This window comes from Streptomyces sp. NPDC001093, assembly GCF_040298985.1.
Lineage (GTDB): Bacteria > Actinomycetota > Actinomycetes > Streptomycetales > Streptomycetaceae > Streptomyces.
Window position 1 is genome coordinate 1 of sequence record NZ_JBEPBF010000287.1, and the last position, 1,643, is coordinate 1,643.

Consider the following 1,643-nt stretch of genomic DNA (forward strand, 5'->3'; position numbering starts at 1 on the left):
TCACCGGGATGGACATCGCCCACTGCAAGGACGGTGTCATCATCGAGCTATACACCCTTGTCACCGGATCCCCTCAGCCCTCCTGAATGCGCCTGCCAGTCCTGGGAGCACAGCGCCATCATCAGAGGGACGGGCACGGAAGTCGTCCGGCCGGTGGGCTCCAGCTCGCCCCGTCTCGGGGTCGACGGCGAACTGGGCGATGTTGTCGGCCGTGCTGTTGTTGACGTAAAGCCGCGTCCGCCGGGGTCGACGACGAAGTTGATCGGGCCGCTCACGCCCTGGCCGGTGTGACCGACGACGGAGAGCGTCCCGGTGGGCCGGTCGATCCGGTAGCCGGTGATGGTCTGTGAGCCGCGGTTGGAGGCGCAGAGGAGGTCACCCGACGAGTGGACGGCGATCTCGACGCCGCTGGGGGGCCCGGGTAGCCGGGTGGTGCGGTCGCGACGGTCTGCAGGATCTCCTGGACCGTCCCCGTCGTGGCGTCGTAGGCGAACACCGTGATGGTCGCGTCGAGTTCGCCGATATGGCCGTATCTCGCAGCAGATCGGCGACCGGCAGTCGGACGTCCTCGTCCTCGAAGACACGCTCGGGATGGTGCAGTAGCCGGCACGCATCGGCCGGCTGGCGGAGCCGGCGGCTGTAGTCGACGCGCTGCGGCTGAGCCTTGAGGATCTCGACCTCTCGCTGACCCCACGGAGTGTCGACACCGGCGCCAGTCATCTCCTTGTCGCGATCAACGACACCGCGGCGCTGGCACGATGTGCGCCCGAGAAGGCCGCGTTGGTCCGGGTGACGCGCACGTGCCAGGCACAGGGTCTCTACGCGGTGTCCATCGGAGACGAACGCCCCGTGACCAGCGTGTCGGCACGATTCTTCAACCCCGGCTCCGGGCTCGACGAGGACCCAGCCACCGGAAGCGCCGCCGGGCCGCTGTGCGCGTATCTGGACCGCCTCGGCCTGCTCAGCGTCTCCAAGCGACTGGCCATCGCACAGGGCGAGTCCATGGCCCGTCCCAGCGTCATCAACATCCATCTCGATGACCGTTCCCGGCCAGTCGTCACAGGCCGATGCGCCATCTCCGCCGAAGGCCGGTTGAGCGGAGGAGAGTTCAATGTGGTGAGGTGATCGGCCTCCCCACCCATCACGGCTCAGTCCTGCCAACAGAGCGGACCATGGTCTCGTCAACACTCAGGCTCCAGTCACCAGCCGAGGCACCTCCCAAGCACCGGGGCGATGGTGCGCCGTTTCCGAACCGGTGTGTCACGGAACGCCACGGCCAGCCAATCGGACTCCCGTTCGACACGCACGCCTGCAACCTCGTTCAGGATCCCTTGCGTGCGCAGCAGATACCTGCCGCCCTCCGATAGCCACGCACCCCCCAATTTCGACAGCCGAGCTTATAAGCTTTCCTGTCAAAGTTTTGTGGTTGCTTCGTGCGCTGTTCCGACTCCGAGCCCGAACCGCTCTCGCATCATGCGCTCGCGGAGGCGGCCCACGAGCTGCGTTCGGTCATGCATCACCTGCTACGCGTTATGCGCGTGGAGGAGGCCGGAGCCTCCCCCTGAGTGGTGGACACGCTGATACTGGATCTGCTTGATCCGGAGGAAGCGAGAAGACCGCCGATGGCGATGAAGGACTACTCG

General features: G+C 66.3%; 2 protein-coding genes. One reads left to right on the forward strand and one right to left on the reverse strand.

Features of this window, described 5'->3' with window-relative positions; translation table 11 throughout:
* Positions 1-47: 47 nt before the first annotated feature.
* Positions 48-614, reverse strand: a complete 567-nt coding sequence (locus tag ABT288_RS49905) for a beta-propeller fold lactonase family protein (protein WP_351623447.1) — start codon at positions 612-614, stop codon at positions 48-50.
* Between the two features lie 7 nt (positions 615-621).
* Here ABT288_RS49905 and ABT288_RS49910 point away from each other — a divergent pair, with 7 nt between their 5' ends.
* Complete coding sequence (locus ABT288_RS49910; RefSeq protein WP_351623448.1) at positions 622-1,125, forward strand: PhzF family phenazine biosynthesis protein; 504 nt, start codon at positions 622-624, stop codon at positions 1,123-1,125.
* Positions 1,126-1,643 lie beyond the last annotated feature (518 nt).

Excerpts from the sequence above, each read along its gene's own strand:
- ABT288_RS49905 (WP_351623447.1), bottom strand. The coding sequence starts at position 614 with ATGCGTGCCGGCTACTGCACCATCCCGAGCGTGTCTTCGAGGACGAGG.